General features: G+C 58.1%; 7 protein-coding genes. 2 read left to right on the top strand and 5 right to left on the bottom strand.

All coding sequences use genetic code 11. The features are described from left to right. Positions 1 to 83: 83 nt before the first annotated feature. From gabT to FYB92_RS09440, 5 genes are all read right to left on the bottom strand, one after another. On the bottom strand, positions 84 to 1,364 hold the full coding sequence (gene gabT, locus FYB92_RS09460) for a 4-aminobutyrate--2-oxoglutarate transaminase (protein ID WP_332828533.1): 1,281 nt from the start codon (positions 1,362 to 1,364) through the stop codon (positions 84 to 86). Positions 1,365 to 1,524: 160 nt separating this feature from the next. Continuing rightward, the gene (locus FYB92_RS09455; protein WP_332829000.1) at positions 1,525 to 2,484 is read right to left on the bottom strand and encodes an aquaporin; all 960 of its coding nucleotides are present in this window, start codon (positions 2,482 to 2,484) and stop codon (positions 1,525 to 1,527) included. Positions 2,485 to 2,785: 301 nt separating this feature from the next. Further along, positions 2,786 to 11,362 (bottom strand): GH36-type glycosyl hydrolase domain-containing protein, encoded by an 8,577-nt coding sequence (locus FYB92_RS09450; RefSeq protein ID WP_332828532.1) that lies wholly within the window; start codon positions 11,360 to 11,362, stop codon positions 2,786 to 2,788. Between the two features lie 504 nt (positions 11,363 to 11,866). Continuing rightward, on the bottom strand, positions 11,867 to 12,526 hold the full coding sequence (locus FYB92_RS09445; protein WP_332828531.1) for a type 1 glutamine amidotransferase domain-containing protein: 660 nt from the start codon (positions 12,524 to 12,526) through the stop codon (positions 11,867 to 11,869). Between the two features lie 317 nt (positions 12,527 to 12,843). Further along, positions 12,844 to 13,749 carry a LysR family transcriptional regulator gene (locus FYB92_RS09440; protein ID WP_003619904.1) on the bottom strand — a complete coding sequence of 302 codons (906 nt, stop codon included), beginning with the start codon at positions 13,747 to 13,749 and terminating at the stop codon, positions 12,844 to 12,846. A gap of 116 nt (positions 13,750 to 13,865) precedes the next feature. On the opposite strand from FYB92_RS09440, the gene FYB92_RS09435 reads away from it, so the two are divergent. Both FYB92_RS09435 and FYB92_RS09430 read left to right on the top strand, forming a co-directional pair. Further along, entirely contained in the window at positions 13,866 to 15,581 is a 1,716-nt protein-coding gene (locus FYB92_RS09435; protein ID WP_332828530.1) for an NAD-dependent malic enzyme, read from the top strand. 53 nt (positions 15,582 to 15,634) lie between these two features. Continuing rightward, positions 15,635 to 17,710, top strand: coding sequence for an FUSC family protein (locus tag FYB92_RS09430; RefSeq protein ID WP_332828529.1), 2,076 nt, complete (start codon positions 15,635 to 15,637; stop codon positions 17,708 to 17,710). The last annotated feature ends 260 nt before the right edge of the window (positions 17,711 to 17,970 follow it).

The raw sequence follows: 17,970 nt of genomic DNA, 5'->3' as shown, positions 1-17,970 counted from the left end.
CAGGGCGCCATCTTTGAAAAAGATGGCGTCTGAAAGATCACTCTTGCACCGGCATGTTTCCATGCCGGCCTGCCGGGCAGGTTTCAGCAGCCTCCGGCAAGCACCTGCTCTATGATATCCATGCCTTCGTCAATGATTTCATCTGATGCCGTAAGCGGGACAAGAATGCGGATGGTCGCACCCTGCACCCCGCATGACAGCAGGATCAGACCTTTGTCACATGCCTTTGCACAGATCGCGGCGGCAGCGTTGTCACGCAATCTTACGTCACCATGGGCGTGCAATATGTCGAATGCAATCATTGCCCCCAATCCCCGTGGGGCGCTGATCGGCAGGAGCGTCGTATCCTCATGCAATTGCATGATACGCGCGCGCATCCTTTCGCCAATGACATTGGCGCGCGCGGGCAGGTCTTCTTCCTCCATGATATCCAGCACGGCAAGTGCGGCGGCACAGGCCAGTGGCGCACCGGCATAGGTTCCGCCCAGGCCACCCGGTCCAACCGCATCCATCAGGTCCGCGCGCCCGATGACACCCGACAGGGGCAGGCCACCCCCCATGGATTTTGCAACCGCCACAAGATCCGGTTCAACCCCGGAATGGGTGATGGCGAACATCCGGCCAGTACGGCCAAAGCCACTTTGCACCTCATCCGCAATCAGCTTGATCCCATGTGCATCGCAGATCTGGCGCAGGCGATGCAGCAATTCAGGCGGCGCCACACGAAAGCCGCCTTCTCCCTGCACGGGTTCAATGATAATCGCGGCAACGTGGGACGGATCAATATCAGCGGCGAACACAAAGCCAAGCATCTTCAGGCTGTCATCCACCGTAATATCCCCATCGGGGAAGGGGATATGATAGACTTCACCCGGCAGCGTCCCGAACGGTTTCTTATAGGGTCGAACCTTTCCTGTCATGGCCGAGGCCAGCAGCGTGCGGCCATGGAACCCTCCACAAAACGCAATCACCCCTGTACGCCCTGTTGCGGCACGGGCGATTTTCACGGCATTTTCGGTGGCTTCCCCGCCAGTGGTGAAAAAGATGGTCTTTGCCGGGCCGGAAAATGGGGCGAGAAGATTCAGCCGTTCCGCCAGAGTGATATAGGATTCATAGGCCGAGACCTGAAAGGCGGTATGTGTAAAACGTTCCAGTTGCGCCTGTACCGCCGCCATGACCCGGGGATGGCGATGCCCAACATTCAGGACTGCGATGCCACCCGCAAAATCTATATAGCGACGATTTTCAATATCCCACACTTCAGCATTCAGGGCACGGTCGGCGAAAATGGGGGTCGAAGTCGCAACACCACGTGCAACGGCGCGTTCACGCCGGGCACGCAGTTCCTGATTGGTGGTCGTCATTGCCGTTTTCCTTTCATGCCTGTCATCGCAGGGGAGTGAAGGAAAAGGGATAGGAAGGTTGGGGCAGGGCAGGAAGTTGTCTTTTATCCTACGGGTGGTGATGAAAAATCACCACCCGTGGCTGTTCCCCAATCTGACAGCATTCTTTGCTGTCTCTCTTTCAATCCGCAGTTGGCGTGACCCTGGCTTTTGCCAGTTCCTCCAGATATGCGCGATAGGCATCGTAATGTTCAGGGGCAGCATGTTTAAAGTGGGGATCATCCAGATGGGGGACGCGGCCATGATGACCGAAATTGACCAACCGTGCCTCCAGAAGATGAATCTTGCCAAACAGGTCACACTGGATAGCGAGAACCGCAAGTGACGATCCTGCAAAAGGACCGATCAGATAAATCCACAGGCTGGTCCATGTCCCATCGAACAGTGCCGGTCCAAGGCTGCGTGCAAAATTGACGCTGTTGCCCGACAGCCATGCGGTCAGGGGATTCATGACAAGGAAGAATATCCCGCCGATCCATGGGGTCACAGCCTTGTAACGCGGATGCGCCGCAAGCCAGTAAAGCGTGATGATCAATAACCCGGTCACAAGTGCCTCAGACCCCAGGGCGTACCAGACTGAAATGCTCGTATAGGGGATGGTCGCACCGTAATGCACCTCGCGCGACAACAGGTGCCACGGGGCAAAAACCAGCCCCAGGGCATAAACCACAGCCGTTCCTGCCAACGCGCCCACGATCTGCGCAATGGCATAGCCAACGGCATCAATCCAGACGATCCTGCGCGAGAGCATGAACGCAAGGGTGACGGAGGGATTGAGGTGCGCGCCACTGATCTTGCCAAACGGTGTCATCGCCGCTGTTGTTCCCGCCATACCAAAACACAGGCCACACAGAGCGGTCTGGATATTTGGATACGGTGCCAGCAGGCGGGCAAGGAACGTGCCTGGCGCACTCAGCAGGATGACACAGACCAGCCCGACGATCATCAGCACGGCCGTGGCAAGGGCCTCGCACCAATAAAGCCGCCAGTGGAATGGCCGGTCGGGGTGGGGGGCCCCCGACAGGGGCCGGTCGTGAAAGTGAATGTGGAAATGCGGCCAGTGGATATGCGGCAGGTGCATATGCGGCATATGAAAATGCCGCGGCCCATCCTTGTGTTCCGTACTGTCCTGATGTTCCGACATTATCCTGTCCATGTATTCATGCCATGAAAGCGGAAACACATCATATTCCCATATTATTTTTTGTCATGACATTGGAATACATAGGTCATATTAACAGTTTTAATCGTAAATACATCGTGATAACCCAACATATTCACTTATTTTATTATATTTATATATGTGCTTTAGGTTTTAATAAAATCATATGCCCACCATATACATCAGGTATATCCAATAATTATTTTCATGATCACCATGACTATCCAAGTATAGCCGATATCGTATGTTGCTTCCCATCATCTGACATCCTGACCCGATGCCCCATCACCACAACCTGCCCATCCATCAACAGTCGCGTCACCCCGCGGCAGACATGGTTCGGGTTTTCAATGGTGATGACATACAACGCCGTTCGCCATGCAAGCTTTGCCTCAAAACCAGGCCAGCCAGCGGGAATGCAGGGATCAAGTATCAGTTCGTCACCCTCTATGCGGATGCCAAGAATGGTTTCACATCCCACCCGCTGCATCCATCCGGCGGACCCTGTATACCATGACCATCCGCCACGCCCTTCGTGCGGGGGACGGGAATAGATATCCGCCGCCACCACATACGGTTCCAGCCGATAAAGTTGTGCCGCACGCATCGTCAGGGCGTGCGTAATGGGAAGCAGGTCGTGAAACAGGGCATGGGCACGATCCCCATCATGCAACCCAGCCACCGCCATGACAGTCCACAGCGCCGCATGCGTATATTGGCCGCCATTTTCACGGATGCCCGGCGGATACCCACGGATATAGCCGGGGTCTGGGCCATTTCCGCCGAATGGCGGTGCAAGCACCAGAACCAGCCCATGCGGTTGCCCCGCCAGACGCTGCATGACGGACCGCATGGCGTGCGCGGCACGTTCGGGCATTGCCACCCCCGACAGGACCGCCCATGATTGTGAAATCGCATCGATCTGGCATTCTGTATTAAGGTGCGAGCCCAATGGTGTGCCATCGTCGAAATAGGCCCGCAGGTACCAATCCCCATCCCATGCCTGTTCCAAAGCCCCCGCCAACGCATCCGCATGGGCCTGCCATGCATCGGCACGGGCATCCGCCCCACGTTCGCGCGCAAACGTGATAAAATCCATCAGGACCGCATGCAGGAACCACCCCAGCCATACGCTCTCCCCACGGCCCTGTTCCCCCACACGGTTCATCCCGTCGTTCCAGTCGCCCGTTCCCATCAGGGGAAGGCCATGTACGCCCACCCGCATGCTGTGATCCAGCGCACGTGCACAATGTTCAAAAAGGGAGCTGGCAACAGCCGAAATGGCAGGTACCATGAAACGATCATGCTCGGTCAGGGATAGCAGCGGCGCCTCCAGAAACGAGACCGGCTCATCAAGGATGCCGCGATCGCCACTGACCCGGACGTAATGGGCAACGCTATGGGCCAGCCACGCACAGTCGTCCGAGATATGAGTACGCACGCCCGCCCCTGTCTGGGGCAGCCACCAGTGCTGCACATCCCCTTCGACAAACTGGCGCGATGCAGCATGCAGCAGATGCGCCCGCACCCGCGCGGGACAGGCAGACACCACAGCCATGCCGTCCTGCAACTGATCGCGAAACCCGAAGGCTCCGCTGGCCTGGTAAAAACCTGCCCGCGCCTGGATACGGCTGCTGAGGGTCTGGTAAAGAAGCCAGCCGTTGAGCATGATATCCATCGCGCGATCAGGCGTGCGAACCTGCATCGAACGGGCAAGCCCCTCCCACCGGGCCCTGACGTCATTGAGGACGGCATCAAGGCTGGTCGCACGGTATTTTGCCACAAGGGTACGCGCGGCGTCCTCATCCTCTCCTTCCCCCAACAGGCAGACAACCTCCACCCGTCCATCGGGGGGCAGGGTCACGATCGTCTGCAACACCCCACACGGGTCCAGCCCCGCGCCCAGAGCTCCGGCCACGCCGCCAGGCCGCATGAAGGCCATCGGCGCGTCAAGCGTGCCATGACGTCCCATAAAGGCCGCCCGATCCCCGCAGGCTGCGGTGCTATATCCGCCGATATCAAGGAAGGCGACACGACGGCCATATGTTACGTTCCACGGATTACGCGCAAACAGCGCCCCACTTTGCGCATCAAGCCCGGTAATGACGAACGGGGCGGCCATCGCACGTGCGGCCCCCAGCACCCATTCGACATACGCGGTGACAGACAGCGTACGCGGGCGTTGGGACAGGTTATGCAACTGGATGCGCGAAATCTTGACCGGGTCGGTGTCAGGTACGTACTGCAACACCGTGCTGGCAATGTCATGGGCCACGCGTTCATGGCGGGTATAACCGCGCCCATGGCAGGCCACATAGGTCGCCCCCGCTTCCCGGCGGGTCGCAGCCAATGGGCACCATAGGTCACGTGTGTCCTGATCCTCAAAATAAAAGGCTTCGCCGGCACGGTCACTCACCGGGTCATTCGACCATGGCGTCAACTGGTGCTCGCGGCTGTTCAGCGCCCATGTATATCCCGCCCCTTCGGCAGAAACCTGAAAACCAAAATCGTCATTGGCGATGACATTCACCCACGGCGCAGGCGTCGTACGACCCGGTGCAAGAATTACGACATATTCCCGGCCATCATCAGCAAAACCCCCGAAGCCATTGAAGAACTCCAGTTCAGGCAGGACAGGCACCACAGGGGCGGAAACGCCGGCCCCCGGCATATCCCCTGTCATGACGGGGAGGGAGGAGGTCAGGGCTTCCGCCTGTTCCAGTTGCTCTGCAATGGGACGGGCCGCTGACAGCACAACACGCGCCACCGACAGCAGCAGGTCGCGCATGGCAGGCTGGATCAGGTCCGCGCGGAGCGTACGCACCGATCCCGCACCCGCGACCAGACGTCCGGTCGCACGCACCAGGTCATCCAGCGAAATCTGAAGATCCTGCAGGTAAGACGACGGGTGTTCATTCAGAATGACGATATCCACTGCCAGCTGCTTAAGCTGGAAATATTCCTGCGCCTGCAGCAGGTGACGTACTACATCGGTATTGGCATTGTCGCGTATCCGCAGGAGTACGATCGGCAGGTCCCCTGAAATCCCCTGTTCCCACAACAGGGGCTGCGCGCCGGCCCCCTTACTGATGCACACCGCCTCGGCCCGCGGGGCCGGGCCTGCAAATATGATGTGCCCTGCAAGACGCTGGAACAGGTCAGCATCCGCCGGGGTGATGTCCAGATGACGCAACTGTACCTGCGCCTGTGTCCAGGCCAGCGTACGTACCCGTTCAAAGGCGGCATGGTCACGGTGTGTGTCGATCAGGTCAAGTAACGCCTCACGCGACGGGGCAACCAACGTCCAGAAAGTGATCCGGGCCATCGCACCGGGCTTTATCAGCATCGTGCTACGGATCGAAAAGACAGCATCCAGCACTGTTCCCGTGCGCCCTGACATAACCCCGTCAGGCTGGAGCGCACGCGGATGGCGCGTATCATGTCCGCGCCCGACAAAGTACGCCCGGTCCGTTTCCACCTGCACCGGTGTTGCGCAGACCGCCAGATGCGCAGCCCAGATTTCGGCTTCATCAGCCGTACGGCGACGGCGCGTGGCAATTATGGCACGGGAATCCGGCAGGTATTCTGTCTGTACGAACAACTTGGTGAATGCAGGGTGCGCAAGGTCAGCCGCCTGGGTAATAAGCGCAAGTTCCGCATAGGACGTGACGTCGATTTCCAACACATCACCACCACCATTAAAGACGGAAACCTGCCTGCATTCGGCATCGTCCTCGGCCGAGACCATGACCTCCATCATGGTCGTGACAGCACCGTCGCGGCGGGCGAATTCCGCCCTGTCCTCATGAAACACAACGGCATGATCGTCCCCCCGCACGCCACAGGGCTGCACCCCTGCGGACCATACCTGCCCGGTCCGGACATTCCGCAGATAGATATACGATCCCGTATCATCGCATGTCGGATCTTCACGCCAGCGGGTAATGGCCTGCCCCTGCCACCGGCTATATCCTGATCCGGCAGTTGTCAGCATGACCGAATACCGCCCGTTTGACAGCAGGTGCGTTACGGGTTGCGGTGTATCGGGTGTCCCATAATATCGTCCGGCCGCCGCCGTCACCGCCCGCACCGGCACAGGGGCCGCATCCTCTGCCACCAGGGCGCGGGCCACCGCCCCGGTGCGCGGCGCGCGTTCCTGCAACAGCAGTTCAGCCGATGCGATGGCTGGATCATCATGGAAACGCGAACGCATGATGCCGTTCATGACCGCATCGGCCACCGCCAGGATCGACATGCCCTGATGATGGGCCATATAGGCACGCACGACGGCGACACGTTCATGATCGGGCACGCGCTGCGGGGTGTAATCAAGGGATTCATAAAATCCGTAACGGCCCTGCGCCCCTACATGCTCAAGGGCCAACAGATTGGCAACCGCCTTTTGCGGATCCACCATCGCCGCAAGCATCGTGGCATAAGGTGCAATGACGATATCGGCCCCAAGGCCACGTTTCAGGCCCAGACCCGGGACGCCAAAATTCGAATATTGATAGGTATATTCAAGATCACGCACATTATATGCGGATTCCGAGATCCCCCATGGCACATCATGCCCCTGCCCATAGGCGATCTGGCACTGCACGATCAGTGTATTGGTCTGTTCCAGCAGACTTCCGATCGGCGCGCGCATGACCAGCGATGGCATCAGATATTCGAACATCGACCCCGACCATGATACCAACGCCGCGCCATTGCCCACGGGGGTAATGGCACGTCCCAGGCGGAACCAGTTGCGTGCAGGTATGTCCCCCTTGGCGATGGCGAAAAAAACCGCCAGTCGCGCTTCGGATGCCAGCAGGTCGTAACAGTTGCTGTCCTGTATGTCTTCGGCCACCACAAAGCCGATCGAAAGCAGCTTGCGTGATTCATTGCACAGAAAACCGAACTGCATGTCCTGCGCCATGCCACGTGCCTTGCGTTCAAGCGCCTCCAGACGCGCCCGCAGGGACGATGCGGGGGAGGCGGACGCCAGATCCCGCATGTGGCTCTCCAGCCCGCGCAACGCCGCATTGGCCCAGAATCCTGGGTCCGCACGTCCCGTGGGCATTGTGTCCACAGACATGTTCGCTATGGCATCCACCTGCTGGCTCACACGACACGCACGTGCCTGCAATATGGAAAGCTGCGTGTACGATGGCAGTTCAGGGGCAGACAGGACCGCGCTTTTCAGGGCTGCAAGTGCCCGCACCAGACGCCGTTGCCCGATGGACAGGGACAGGCGCGCACCATTGTGGAACGTAAGGTCCGTAATGGCGATATTAAGCGCATCGGCGACCCCTTCGCGCCATGATGCGCAAAGCCTGTCATCGCCATGGCGCCACTGGCGGCAGGCACTGGCCAGTGTCACGAGATGGCCCGCCATGTTGCCACTGTCCACGGTGGAAATATAGGCGGGTTCCAGCACCGTCAGGTCGGATGTATCGTACCAGTTATAGAAATGCCCGCGATAACGTCCCATGCCATCAAGCGTAGCGAACGTAGCCTCCAGCCGGTCGATCGTATCGGTCAGCCCGGACCAGCCGAAATCACGTGCGCTGATGCAGCACAGCAGATACAGCCCGATATTGGTGGGCGACGTACGGCGCGCCAGTACGGCATCGGGATCTTCCTGAAAATTGTCGGGCGGCAGCATATGGTCCGCAGGCGTCACAAATGTTTCAAAAAAGCGCCATGTCCGCCGCGCGGTCATCCGCAATGCGCGGATATCCGTACGTGATGGCCGTGACCGCGCCGCCGTGACCGGAAACCTGCTGACCCACATCGCAACGATAGGTGACATGCCCCATACCATGATCAGCGGCACGGCCACGAACAGGCTCCGTACCGCAAAACGTGCGATCATGTCCCCCATCACCAGGGACAACAGCGGGACTGCAAGCATCCGGCGGTAATATTCCACCATCCCCGGATGCACGGTCGGGATTGTCTGTGCCGCTGGCACCCATTGCAGCAGATTGCGGCGGGTTATGAACACCCGGATCAGGGTCCGTACGATCGCATCCCCCATCAGGACCGCCAGATGTGCAGCAAAAATGATATTGAGCGCGGCGAGCACACATGCATCCGCCGCATCGGCCATCAGAACGCTGCCGTAACTGCGTAACGTGATCCATTCGCGACGGGGAACAAAATCCGCAAGGACAGGCAGGAACACCGGCAATGCCATCATCGTCATGATGAACAGGCCCCAGACCATGGCGTCATGCAGGGGCAGGAACCAGCTTGTGAACAGTGCCAACAGCACGAAAGGTGCGCTAAGTGTGCGTCGCAGGTTATCCGTCATTTTCCATCGCGAAATTCCCGACAGCCGACGCCGTGGGTCCGCCCTGCGCCCAAATACCGGAAAGATCCACGGCAGGAGCTGCCAGTCCCCACGCGTCCAGCGATGCAGCCGCCGTGCCGCCACGAGGTAATCGGTGGGGGAGTCCTCCACCACTTCGATATCGGAGGCAAGGCCCGCACGCGCGAAAATCCCCTCGAACAGGTCATGGCTCAACAGGGTCGATTCCGGTATGCGATGCGCAAGCGCGGCCTCGAACGCGTCGATATCGTAAATACCTTTTCCTGCATACGATCCTTCGCCAAACATGTCCTGGTACAGGTCGGACACGGCGGCGGAATAGGCGTCAATGCCGCTGGCGCTGGAAAAAGCCCTCTGGAACACGGTGCTTTTGTGACCGACAGGCAGGGCAGGCGTAACCCGTGGCTGCAGGATCGCGTATCCTTCAACCACACGGGCGGATACGGGATCAAACCGCGGCAGGTTCAGTGGATGCGCCATTTTCCCCACGAGCCGACGCACCGTCTCCAGCGGCAGGCGCGTATCGGCATCAAGGGTCACGACATAGCGGATACCATCAGGCAGCACACGCGCAGGGTCCGGCAGGAAGGTCGTATTACGCGCACCACGTAACAACTGATTGAGTTCATGCAGCTTGCCACGCTTGCGCTCCCACCCCATCCAGATCCGTTCGCTTTCGCACCACACACGCCTGCGATGCAGCAGCATGAAACGTGGCCCGCCGGTTGCAGGGCCATGGCGATGATTGAGGCGCGCGATCCCGTCACAAGCCAGTGCCAGCAACGCCTCATCATCGGGTGCATGCGCACTGTCATGATCGTGCCAGTCGCTGAGCAATGCAAAATGCACCGCGTCATCACGCGTGGCGAGGTAGTGTACCTCCAGCCGTGCGACAAGCTCCGCAACTGTTTCCTGCGTTACCAGCATGACCGGCATCACAACAATCGTACGCAGATGTTGGGCAATGCCATCGCGCAGTTCCAGTCCCGGCAGCGCAGTGACACGAATGGCCTGTAACGCAAGCCGGTTGATGCACGCCACGGCGGCATCGGTCGTGGGCACGAACGTAAGGAGCGCCACCACCATGGCCAGAGGTGTCGTAGTCCCCGCCGATGAGAGAAGCCAGAACGGAATCACAAGAAAGACAAGCGTGAGAAGCGTGACCGCGATGCTATATCCCGCGATCCCCCAGCGACATCCCCCCCGCACCACCCACATCAGGGGCGTGGGCCTGAATCCCAGCGCCTGTTCCAGCCCCCGGCGACCATCCATCAGCAGGTAATATCCCGGGTCGCCCCGCCGTGGATCATCAGGATGTGCCTGCTGCACAGCTCTTGCCATTGTAACGGCAGTCTGCGCGATGTCTGTTTCGGTATGATCGCACCCACGGGCGATCTCTTCTATCGCCTTGCGATACAGGTCGCGACTGGCGAAATCAGCCTGCGTGAAACTGTCATATTCCGCAAATACCCGATCCACCAGACAGATACGCTCAAACGCCTCGGTCCAGTCAATCCCGGCAATCAGGCGAAGGCTGGTGATAATGTTGCGGATCGTGGCATTGAAGGCGCCCTGTTCATGCAGGTCGTCGCGGACAGCGGCCTCAATCGTGCTGTCCCTGTCGGACAGGCGTTGCGCCAGCCAGACAAGGGCCGGATCCTTTTCAGGGTCCAGTCCACGCAGGCAATGCGCCATCTGGGCGGCAAAGGCGGGAGTAAGCAGGTCAGGCGCCACGGCGGCAAGAAGGACAGACGGCACCGGATGACCATTTTTCCGTGCAGCAGCCAACTGTTCACACAGTTGGTCGGCCGCACGGCGATGGGTGTTGTTGTGCATGATCGCACCGACAACGCGACGCAGGTTTTCAATCAGCACAATCCGTAATGTAATGGGAACGGCCCATAATTCCCCGATCGTCAACGCCTCCACTTCCTGATAGGCAAGAAGGTAGCCACGCAGGATATCGGGTTGCAGATTGCTGTCGGTATGGGCGACATACGCCCACGCCACGGCGAATATCCGTGGCAGGCCGGCAAACGGACCATTCGCAAGCTTGGGCAGCCGCGCATAATATCCCGACGGAAGATCCAGTGCTGTTTCACGGATCTGCATATCGACCAGGGCATAATTATCCGCCAACCATTGCGCTGCTGGCGTCAATTGCCTGTCTTGTGTGATCGCCTTTGTGATCTCGCGTTCGGCATTGCATAAAAAGGCACTGTTCTGCGCAAGGCGTCGCGACAGGGGTTGTGTGCCCCATTGTCGCGCGTGCGCTAAGGTAATCTCCTGCGCCGCAGCAAGGCTGCGGGCATGATCCTCCAGCCGCTCCGCGCCAAAAATCTCGCTTCTGACAGGAAAATCATCGGCCTGCCATATTGGCCACGGCTCCCTGCGAAAGAGGCGACGCATGAAACCAGACCATCCGCCCCCCGCCGTCAGGGACGGGGCAGACGTCAATACAGGATGCGCGTCCATGCTCTGCTCCGGTCCCTGGGGGGGAAGAAGGTCAAAACTCTATTTCTTTTAAATATCTATTTCCGAAAAAGGGTCTGCCTCTGCCGCTGATCCTTTTTCCCGGAAATTTGTCGCAACAGGGGAGGGATGTCCCCGGAAAAGGGCGATCGTACCGGCGGTTTTATCGCGACATCATCTTTTTTCCGCTTTTCTTCAGCGATCTGCGTAATGTCTGAAAATCCCATGCCCTTTCTCCCCGATCTGTCGATGTGGAAACGATCTGGACCCTGCATATCAGGGCGTCATTCGCATGTTTTACGAATATGGCATGATCGTTTGAAAGCGTGCAGACAACGCACCATCGCATCGCATGTTGCATGGACATCCGTGCAGGCATAAGGCAGCCATCATATGCCCCCTTTTGAACCGTTGCAGGCATGACCGGTACCCGGCCGGTGGCTGCATTACGTCCATTACCAGAACATTTTCTGAAAATTTCTGTTTCTTACCAAAGATCTGTCGCAGTCACCCGACAGCTCCATGCCCTGTCGAAAGCATGACAGGACGCATGGCAAACAGCGCCACGATGGCAGTGCAGAAAACCTTCAGATCATCTGGATGACGTGATGTCACCAGCATACCATCCGTCACGACATCGCGATCCACCCAGTTTCCCCCGGCATTTGTCAGATCGGTGCGCAGGGAAGGCCATGATGTAAGCGTACGTCCCCCCACGCCCCCGGCTTCAATCAGGGGCCATGGGCCGTGACTGATGGCGGCGATCGGCTGTCCCGCCTTCACGAATTCCCGCACGAAACGCACAGTGTCGCGATCCATACGCAGGCAATCGGAACAGGTGATCCCCCCAGGCAGCAAAAGGCCGTCAAACATTGCGGCATGTACTGCGCCTACCTGTATATCGACATGATACCGGTTGGTGGGATGAATATCGGCTTCCATCGCCTGGATATCCACACGATTGGGGGAAATCAGCAACGTCCGTGCCCCAGCCTGCCGCAAGGCAGCGACCGGATCGGTCAGTTCCACTTCCTCCACCCCATCTGTCGCAAGTATTGCAATCGTCCGCCCGCCCAGGCGACTGCCATCACGCCGCACGGGATTGCGTGGTAACGACGTACGGCACGGTCCCAACCTGACCGGTAAGGGGATATTGCGCAGGGCCATAGACGGCCTCCATCAACGATGGAAAAGGAAGGAAGTAGCACTCTCGTCCACCACCAACGGCTGCAGGTGGATCGTGTTCCCACGCAATCACATATTTCGTGGGACGCCCTAAAACAGAGTGAGCACGCCTTCATGACGTCCGGTCAAAGCCTTGGCATGACACCAGTTTCACAGGAACGAAGCATTTTTCGTAGACTATTGAACAAAACAGTCAGGAGACGTTTTATTTTCACACGAAGTCCGCAGAATTTTTATATTGAATGGTTGTTATATATTAAGGTGCTTTTCCAACGATCATTTCAATAACATCTGGAATATCAGGTTCCAAAATCATGTTGCCTCAAGGCACGTTTAACAAAATCAAGGAAAAATCGCACCCGCGGTGGCAGATGCGTGCGTGACGGATAAATCGCGCACAACACGACATCTTCCCATGCATACGCACTCAGGCATTCAATCAGTCGTCCGCATTTCAGGTCATCTGCGATATCCCACAAAACCTTCAATGCAATTCCCTGCCCACTTACTGCCCAGTCATGGACGACCTCGCTGCTGGAAGCGGCAAGATGGGGTGTGACATGGATTTCCTTGCGCGTCTTGCCATCATAATATGCCCATTCATTAAAGATCCTCTGCCGCCGCAACAGGCAGATGCAGTCATGTTTAAGCAGGTCATGGGGCGTGGCAGGCAATCCCTTGCGCACGGAATATGCAGGGGAGGCACAGACCACGCGACGGCTGCTTATCAATGTCGTGGTCATGACGTCCTGATCGGGCGGCATGCCCGCGCGAATTGCAATATCAAGCCCGTCATCAATGACATCAAGCCCTGCATCCGACAATGTCAGGTGGACCGTGACATCGGGATATTTCTCTACAAATGCGGCGACGATACCCGCAAGCATCTTCCGCCCGAGTTCAGATGGAACCCCCACCCGCAGGACCCCGTGGGGAATACCGGCCTTGGCCGTGACCTCGGCCTCGGCTTCCTCGATTTCATGCATGATACGGGTTGCACGTTCATGCAACCTCTGTCCTTCCGCCGTCAGGGCAAAATGACGCGACGTACGGGTGACAAGCCGGGTGCCAAGCCGTGCCTCAAACCCACTAAGCCTCCGGCTCATGGCGGCGGGCGACATGCCCATGACACGGGCACAGCCTGCAATACTGCCTGCGGCGGCGAGGATGCAAAAGAATTTAAGGTCGCTGATTTCGTCGGGCATGCGACCTCCATGATTGCATGTGGCGTACGGTTGCCGTGCATGAACGGGCTCTACACGGGATTGTGCAGACAGGTATTGTGCGCACTGTTTCATCGTCATCGCAATATTGAGTTCCCATGCCTGCTTCCGCGCAACCGTCGTGCATCCCCTCGCGAAAAATTAGCCTTAATGGACATAACCTTCTGGAAAGTCCTGTTTTTAACAAGGGAAATGCCTTCGATATGCGGGAACGAGACCTGTTCGGACTGCATGGCTTCCTCCCGCATAATGTCACGACACTGGAACATCAGGTTGCCCGTGCGACGCGGCGCCTTGAGTCCCTGCCGGACAATTTTTCGCGCCATGTTGCGCTGCGTGAAATCCAGGATCGCAACGAAACACTTTTCCATGCCATCGTGGCGCAGTCACTCGAAGACTATCTTCCCATTATCTACACCCCCTGCATCGGGCGCGCCTGCCAGCAGTTCAGTCAGATATGGACCCGTCCACGTGGTCTGTTCCTGAATTACGACGACCGGGGACGCATTGCAGACATCCTGTCCGATACGCGCTGGGACGATGTGCGCGTCATCGTGGCAAGTGACGGTGGCAGCATCCTGGGGATTGGCGATCAGGGCGCGAACGGGATGGGTATCCCGATCGGCAAGCTTGCGCTCTATACCGCCTGTGGTGGTCTGGACCCTGCCTGTGCGCTACCGATCCTGCTGGATGTCGGGACCGATAATGAAACACTGCTCAACGACCCGGATTACATCGGATGGCGACACCGGCGCGTACGCGGTGCTGACTATGACGCATTTATCGCGGAATTCGTCACGGCGGCGGAAGCGCGCTGGCCCCGGATTGCCCTGCACTGGGAAGATCTGGCCGGGGAAGACGCCCTGCGTATCCTCAGCCGTTATCGCGAACGGATGTGTACATATAATGACGATATTCAGGGCACGGCCGGGGTAACTGCTGGCGCCCTGTTGGCTGCAATTCGTGCAGGTGCTGCGCCGCTTGCGCAACAGCGGGTCGTCATCTTTGGCGCGGGCGGGGCAGGGTGCGGCATTGCCGACCTTCTGTCACGTATGATGATGGCCGAAGGAATGCCACCGGCGGAAGCACGGGGCAGGTTTTTCATGATCGACGTCGATGGCCTGGTCCGGCACGGCATGGCGGGAATGACGGACGGGCAGGCTTCTTTTGCACAGCCACACGACATCGCAGCACGATGGAATGTCGCGGATCCTGCGCATGTATCGTTGTCCGAAGTGGTGGCGCACGTCCGTCCCACGATGCTGATTGGCACATCAGGGCAGGGGGGGGCATTCACGCGCGAAATCATTGCCCCCATGACCGATATGCCGCAACGCCCCGTGATCTTTGCCCTGTCGAACCCGACCGCCAATATCGAGGCCACGCCATCCAATCTGCTGGAATGGACGGATGGGCGCGCCATTATCGGCACAGGCGGCCCGTTTGCTCCGGTTGTCTTTGGCGGGCGCGAACGCCCGGTGGACCAGATCAATAACTCATATGTCTTCCCCGGCATTGGCCTCGCCGTCGTGGCCGGGGGGATCACCCGCATGACTGACGGCATGTTCCTTGCTGCCGCGCGGGCGCTGGCGGCGATATCCCCCGTTTCAACGTTTCAGGAGCCGGCATATGCAGCGCTGCTGCCACCGGTTTCCGACCTGCCAAAGGCCGCGATCGCAGTCGCGCGTGCCGTTATTAACCAGGGTCAGGCAGAAGGTGTGGCCCCGCCAGCCACTCAGGACGAAATTGAAGTCGCGCTGGACAGAGCGATATGGACACCGCGGTACCGCCCATATGAAAAGGCGGTAAGCTGAAAACTCTTCAGCTCCAAATGATGTCATTATTACATCGGCACAGATAGCTGCTGATGTGCTTTCTGTATTCTGCCAGTACCACTCTGCCCCGTTTCGCGTGGCAGGCGTGTCGTGACAGGCTGCGTTGGCTGTACTGCCCATCGTTACCAGCCATCGGCTTTGCCGCACGCAATACGCTGGCGTCGCTTATCGCGCTGGCCGCCGCATTGTGGATGGAACTGGACAGTCCGCAGTGGGCAGTCGCCACCGTATGGTCGGTCGCACAGGTGCGCCGTGGCGAAAGCATGTCAAAGGCGCGCTGGCGCATTGTCGGCACCTTGGCCGGGGCCGTTGCGGCCGTGGTGTTCATTGCCGCCTTTCCACAACAGGCATGGCTGTTTTTCCCGGCGGTCGCAGCCTGGATCGGGTTGTGCAGTTTTCTTGCGACATTCAGTGTCAACTTCAGATCTTACGCCTTTGTACTGTCCGGATATACCTGTTCGATTATTGCCGTGGCCGCCGCGTCGCAGCCTGACAATGTATTTTTCATCGCGGTATCGCGCGCGACCTATATCGTTCTGGGTGTAGTGTGCGAGGCTGCCATGGCGTTGCTGTTCGCGCATAACCTTGCATCGCGCGCCCGCGCCACGATGCTGGCGCGGGTAGAGGATGTCCTGCACCGCCTGGCATCCCTCCTGCGTGAAATTGTAATGTATGATCGTGAAACATTGATTCACGCAGGGGAATTTTCGGACGTGATGGTCTCCGTCCATCATGGAATTGAATTCCCAGCCATTGAAATGGGGCGACATTCGCACGCAGGTGATCATGCCCGGGCGGTATTTGCCAATATCTCGATCATGGTAACACGCCTTGTTGGCCTGTCGGGCAGCATGGAACGCGCGGAACTGAGTAAAGACCCACTTCTGGTGGATACGCGCGGCAGGTTGCTGCAACTGTGTGATCGCCTGGTATCCTGCCGACTGCAACGCAACATGCTGGACACATTGTTGCGTCACGTAACGCAGTTACATGCATTGTTCCAGGACCTGACCAGATACGAAAATGATGAAACGCGCCGGATTACACACAGCGTTTTGTGTGACGCAATGGCAGACCTTGCCACCGCCATCACACATTGCCAGGCCATTTTCATGCCCCCGCCGCATGACCGTTTCCGCTTCCGGCTGCCTGGCCATCGGGACCTGCGTCTTGCCTTTCACAACGGATTGCGGGGGGCAATCGCCATCGTTGGCGCGGGCATGATTTACGAAATGACGGCATGGCCGGGGGGAATGGGATTTATTGCAATCACGACGCTGGTATGTGGCCTGTTTGCAACCCGCGAGAACCCGGTCGTAGGAACCTCGCGCTTCCTGTCGGGGGCAATATGGTCCGCTGTTGCAGCAGGATGCCTTGACCTGTGGATTATTCCGTATCTTGCGGATTATGAGGTACTGGCCCTCGTCCTTGGGGTTTTTCTGTTCGTTGGGGGACTGGCAAAATACAATCCCGCCACGGCAGGGGCGGCGGCGGCCTATGGATTATTGATGCCGAACCTGCTGATGCCCGGCAACCAGCTTCGCGTCGATGAGGTCACGTTCCTGAACGCAGCCCTGCATACCGTGCTTGCTGTGGGACTAAGCCTGCTGGTATTCCGTCTGGTACTACCTTTTGATGCACGCAACGAACGGGGGCGGTATGGTAGGCATATACGGGTGGAATTGCGCGGATTATGTGTCATGCCACTGCCGCCTTTGCCACAGTGGTGGATCGGCGCAAGCGTGGACCGGATCGGGCGCCTGGTGCGGCATGCTGCACGGACTTCAGATCATACTGCGGCAGGCGACATACGCCAGACATTGCTGCTGTCGGCGGTTGGCCTTAATATCCTGCTGCTGCGGCAGTTGAAACGTGAACAACGTCACGAAGCATCGCAGACGCTGACCCTGCTGATGCGGGCTCTGGCACGATACAGGCCAATCAGTCGACGAGGGATCGCCATGATATCCGTGGCACGTCGCCGCGTGCTGCTGATGCTGCGGCGGGAACCGGATAACCTGTGGCTGCTGCGGGTTCTGGGCTGTCTTGACGGGATCGGGCGCGCCGCCTCTGATTGTGTGACAGAGAACCGCACCAGCCAGGAATAAGGCCTGTTGACAACAGCCTGCTTTTCCCAAGGTCCTGACATTTTACAGCACGAAAATATATAAATACATTTTTTATTCAGGATAGTATTTCAAAACCCTCAGGCAGAAAACTGATTTTCATGACACTATGTGACATGGTTGTGATATCATATTTTCTGTCAATAGAATTTACGGCAAATGAAAAATTGGATCTTCATCTTTGATGATGAAAATCTGAAAAACACATGAACCATGTTTCATTTGCATATCTGATATATTAA

Origin of the sequence: Novacetimonas sp. GS1 (assembly GCF_036686925.1) — a bacterium.
GTDB lineage: Bacteria > Pseudomonadota > Alphaproteobacteria > Acetobacterales > Acetobacteraceae > Novacetimonas > Novacetimonas hansenii.
This window is presented reverse-complemented; position numbering and strand designations above follow the sequence as displayed.